Consider the following 5,226-nt stretch of genomic DNA (forward strand, 5'->3'; position numbering starts at 1 on the left):
CTACCAGAGGTTCCGGAGCACCTTTAATTTCGTTGCCAATGAAAACCTGAGGGCTGTTGTTCAGATGCAGTTCGGTGGTGCAGGCGGCGATGCTCTTTGGGGCGATAGAAATCAAGTAGACCAGTTTACTCGCAGGGGTCACGCCAGCGGAAACTTTGGTGACGTAAATTTCAGACAGTCCTATCTGGAGTTCATGGTCCCCAACACTCAGGCCACGGTTAAAGCCGGCTGGCAGTGGTGGGCTCTTCCCAGCACACTGGGCTCCCATATCTTTGACTTTCGTGTCCCGGCTGTTGTGGTAAACACCCCCATTACCGACATGGTCGGACTGACAGTTGGATATGCCAGAAGCGATGACACAGCACTTGAAAAAGATTCATTTGACCATTTTCTGGCCATTGTCCCTGTAACCATGGACGGCTTTGAGATCAATCCATTTGTATGGTACGCCAACCAAGGGTCAAATGCCCCGGGTAATGAAACTTCCCGCAACTTCTTCTGGGGCGGTATCAATGCTACTGTAGATATGTTTGACCCCGTCGTGATCCACGGTGACTTCAACTTCGGCCAGGCTGGAAAACAAGTCAGTGGAACAAGGATAGGCGAACAGCGCGGATGGATAACAGCTCTGGCTGTTGAATACAAAATGGACATGCTAACCCCCATGGTTTTCGGTCTCTATGAAAGCGGTGAGGACAGAAGAAGCGCCACTGATGAAAGAAGAGGCAGAGTCATGCCCAGAGTCGCAGGCGATCTGAACTTTACTTCTTTCGGCTTTGCAGGTTCCCAGTTTGGCGGTACATCCTGGTACCAGTTTGACGGAATGACTGGTGGTCCATCCCATACCGGCGGCGCATCCGGTAAATGGGCCGTGGGACTCAAGCTCCAGGACATCTCCTTTATGGATGACCTCACCCATGAGTTCCAGCTGGTCTATTACGAAGGCACCAACAGGGCTGTTGAGAACAATGCCCAGCTGTTCACCAGAGATGACAGAGCCTGGGAGGTCAACTTTAATTCTTCCTACCAGGTATACGAAAACCTGGCTGCCATCCTTGAGCTTGGATACCTCGCTCCCAGCCTCAAAGATGCAGATGATAGAGGCCTAACTGACGATGATTCCTGGAAAGCCGCTGCAGGTTTCCGTTACCGCTTCTAATCCATTGGTTAGCAACACCTGACGCTTCAAAGGCCGGAGGGATTATCCTTCCGGCCTTTTTTATTGCCCTTGTATCGGGGATAGCCATTTCGGGTGTCCAGTCAGTCAGCCCCCCCTTGCATCGTAACCATCCCGAGTGTCCCCGGTAGTCCCTTGTTTTATCGCCATTCACCTTGCGTGGTGACAAATACAGAATTATGAACTCGAAGGGGACTGGCTCTTTTGCCGCCGAGAGCCATTTTTCGGTTTGAGGTCGGCAAAAGTGCCTGTCCCCGGTGGTCCCTTGTTTTATCGCTATTCACCTTGCGTGGTGACAAATACAGAATTATCAGCGTCCGTAAATACAGGATAAAAGAGGAGGAATTGTATGAGAAGCTTATGATACACTCTGCAATGTGAAAAACACCTTTGTACCCTTGCCCGGCTCACTTTCCAGCCGGATCTCTCCGCCATGTTTTTCCACAAACTCCTTACACAGAATAAGCCCGAATCCGGTCCCTTTTTCATCGTCTGTACCAAGCTGTCGTTTTGCTTTATCGACAGAGAAGACCGTTGACAGTATTTTTTCACTCATGCCGATGCCGTCATCCCTGATGCAGACTTCAACAAAAGGCTGTGCCACCCTGGCGGTGATGGAGATATTGCCGCCACGATGGGTAAACTTGACTGCATTGATAGTTACATTACGCAGGACCGTTTTGATCATGGGCTGGTCAGCCTGTACGGTAAAGTCCTCAGGGATGTCAGATTGAATTGTAATCTGCTTTTTACCAGCCATATCATGTGCTGTATGCAGGCTTGAATTGACAAGTTCGTAAAGGCTGCATTCTTCAGGGCTGAAATCCATACCTCCCTGACTTATGCGCGCCCATTGCATCAGATCATTTAAAAGCTCCAATATATTTTTCGAACTTTTATGCATTTCAGCCGATATGTTGCGGATGTCTTCCACAGGCAATGATTCTGCTTCCCTGGCAAGAATTTGCGATGTGCTGAATACACCGGCCATAGGTGATTTCAAATCATGGGCAATGATGGAGAAAAGCTTGTCTTTTTCAGCATTTGCTCTTTGGAGCTGTTCATTGGCGATCATGATTTTCTCCTCGGCCTGCTTTCGCCTGGTGATGTCAATTCCAATCTCAAGAACGAGTTCCGTTCCATCGCTGTCAATAAAAGGATAATCATGGACGGCATATGATCTGCCATCAGGAGCATGCAGCCATTCCCACTCCTGAGGCGTTTTCGTGTCAAAAACCTTGAAGGTTGGGCATAGTTCGCACGGTGCCGTACGTCCCCACATCACCTCGTAGCAGTGCTTCCCGCTCGGATCGCCGAACTGGTCCATAAAGAATTTATTGACGTATCGCACTGAATAATCAGGCGCCTGCAGATAGATAAATCCTGGGAATGTCTCCAGCAGCATGAAAAACCTTTCTCGTTCGTGCTTAAGAGCCTTTTCGACTATCTTCTTGTCGGTGATGTCCACAAGACTGACCAGAACCATCCCAGGCTTCGCATTTTTCGGAAAAAAAGACATGGTCAACAATACATGGATCAATTCCTTGTCCACGTTGCGCAAGCACATTTCCGTCCTGTAGGTGTGACTGCCTTCAGCCAGAGCGACTAATTCACCAATAAAGCCCGGCAGAGTGTCAGGAGTTGCAAAGACTGTCTGCAGCGAATGCATGAATTCATCTTTGTCCCGTCCGCGAAACATGCGCACCGTTTCTTCGTTTACATCCAGTATCTTCACTGCGCGGAGTGCTTCTTCGACTACTTCAGGATGTTGATCAAAATAGGCAGGGTAGTCTTGAACACCCTGGTCCTGGAGCCGTTGAAGGATCGTGAGCACGCCGCTCCAGTCCTCCTCCCATATTGACACGGGGGCTTCATTCCAGATGCCCTGATAACGCGCCTTTTGATCAGCGAGTTCGGCCTCAGCCCGCTTAATGTCGGTGATATCGCGGGCCAGCACGTAATTGTACTGAATACCGCCGAACTGCTGATTATGAACTACCACTTCCACTGGCAGCATTCTCCCGTCTTTTGTCTGGTGGGTCGTTTCCATCTTCATCACCTTGCATCTTTTCATCTCTTCCCAGTGATGCGGCCAGGTTTCGGATGAACAATGGGGATCAATATCCGCTACACCCATATTCAGCAGTTCATCGCGGGAATAACCCAGATTACGGCATGCTGCTTCATTGACATCCCAGAAATCACCGGCTTCATCCACCCAGAAAACTGAATCAGTAATCATGTCCAGAGAGTGCCTCACTCTTTCCATCGCGGCCTGTGCCTGTCTACGTCTGGAAATGTCGCGAACAATGGCGAAAAAGTGCGGTCTGTTACGGAAATGCAAAACACCGCCTTTTACTTCGCTGCTGAATGTTGAACCATCTTTGCGGATATCCAGCGATTCGGTAAAGAAAGTCCCGCCTCTTGCAGCAGTCTTGAGGAATTCTCCGAAAAGATGCTGAAAATCCGGATGCACGAGGTCCCTTCCTGAGAGGCCGATCATTTCTTCGTGCATATATCCGTACAGTTCACAGGCCGCCTGATTGATATCCCTGATGACCCCCTCCATGTCGAGGATAAGCATGGGATCCTTGGATGCATCGAATATTCCACGGTACTGGTCTTCTAATTCTTTGCCCTCAGTAATTTCAGTGCAGAATCCCTGACAGGCGACCATCAGCCCGTCTTTGTCCCTGACGGCCCGGACATTGCTGGATATCGAGATAATCGTCCCGTCTTTGCGACGCAACCGGCACTTATGGTTGGTCAGCCAACCCTGTTTCTCCAGGAGGCGAATGAATGACTCCCGGTCCCTGGGGTCGGCGTAAACCTGCAAGGCAATATCCGTGACGGAACTTATCAGTTCATCCGGTGTATCGTAACCAAGCATGCGGGCCATGGCAGGATTGGCTGACAGAGGTCCACCCGCGGGTGTTGAAGTGAAGACGCCTATGGGGGCGTTTTTGAGGGCTTCATGGCAGTCCTGGTCATCGCCCAGGACAAAAAGCCCGTTGTATTTGGAGGAATGCCGGCTGTCGATCATGTTTTCCTCCTCGAATGGGACTGGCTCATTTGCCGCCGAGAGCCCGGCCATTTTACGGTTTGAGTTCGGCAAAAGTGCCTGTCCCCGGTGGCCGAGGCAATAATATACACAAAGTGTCGCTGTTGTGACTGGACAGTAATGCAAATTATTGCAAATGCCGGTCCATTGTGTTGACCAGTTTGCAGTAATTTACTTATGAAAGCCTGCCTGACCCGCCTTTCCTGAATTACTGGGACACCTTATTGCTGAATTATTGTAATCATTCAGGGTATGCCGGTATATGCCCCCTGAATGGTTACCATAGAGAGAATGTGAAAATTATTGAACCCTGTTCTTAAGCGGAAAAAAGTTTCGGTGAACAAGCAATGTTTTTTGTAATTAATATTACATATATGTAATTAAATGTAATTTTAATTACAGTATTGTGTCACCAGGTCGGTATCCGGTAACTTCTCAAATACTCCGGGCAGTATTCCTGGATACCGGCTTCCGCCGTTATGACATCACAATGCAACGACCTGTTTTTATTCGTCATTCCGGCGAAAGCCGGAATCCAGGTATTTTCTTGGTGTAAGATCGCCCGGAGTTATTGAGAAGTTACGGTATCCGCCCCTAAAATGGCTGCATGGGAAATTATCACTACAGCGACACTTTGTCGTTAATTATAGCCTCGGCCACCGGAAACAGGCACACCGCACATGTTTTTAATGAAGACTTACAGATAATTATAATATGTACGGGGAGGCGGTCTCTTCCAGCACAAATAAAGAGTCCCTGTAGTGCCAAAGTGAACTCTGCCCCCAACCCAGGATAATAGAAGTGCTCGTATCCCACAATTGGGACAGTCTCCGCACTTATTTTTCTGATGAACAAGTTACAGCCATTAGGCGCTTAGTACAAATTTCAAACCAACATGTTGGTCGTTAAAATCGGTTCCTGGTTCCTGGTTCTTCGTTCCTGGTTACCTCTCGTTTTCAGGCTCCAGCCTGTGAACAAGAAAGAAATA

General features: G+C 48.9%; 2 protein-coding genes. One reads left to right on the plus strand and one right to left on the minus strand.

Translation table 11 applies throughout. The annotated features are described in order from the left end of the window. The coding region (locus QZP87_RS09510) for an outer membrane homotrimeric porin (RefSeq protein WP_291322684.1) at positions 1-1,159 on the plus strand (1,159 nt) is incomplete at its 5' end. Between the two features lie 376 nt (positions 1,160-1,535). Here QZP87_RS09510 and QZP87_RS09515 read toward each other — a convergent pair. Further along, positions 1,536-4,220: a PAS domain S-box protein gene (locus tag QZP87_RS09515; RefSeq protein ID WP_291322685.1), complete on the minus strand. Its 2,685-nt coding sequence runs from the start codon at positions 4,218-4,220 to the stop codon at positions 1,536-1,538. Positions 4,221-5,226 lie beyond the last annotated feature (1,006 nt).

Origin of the sequence: Desulfonatronospira sp., assembly GCA_003563255.1 — a bacterium.
In the GTDB taxonomy this organism is placed as follows: domain Bacteria; phylum Desulfobacterota; class Desulfovibrionia; order Desulfovibrionales; family Desulfonatronovibrionaceae; genus Desulfonatronospira.

Coding starts and splice junctions, on each gene's coding strand:
- QZP87_RS09515 (WP_291322685.1), bottom strand. CDS start 4,220: ATGATCGACAGCCGGCATTCCTCCAAATACAACGGGCTTTTTGTCCTG.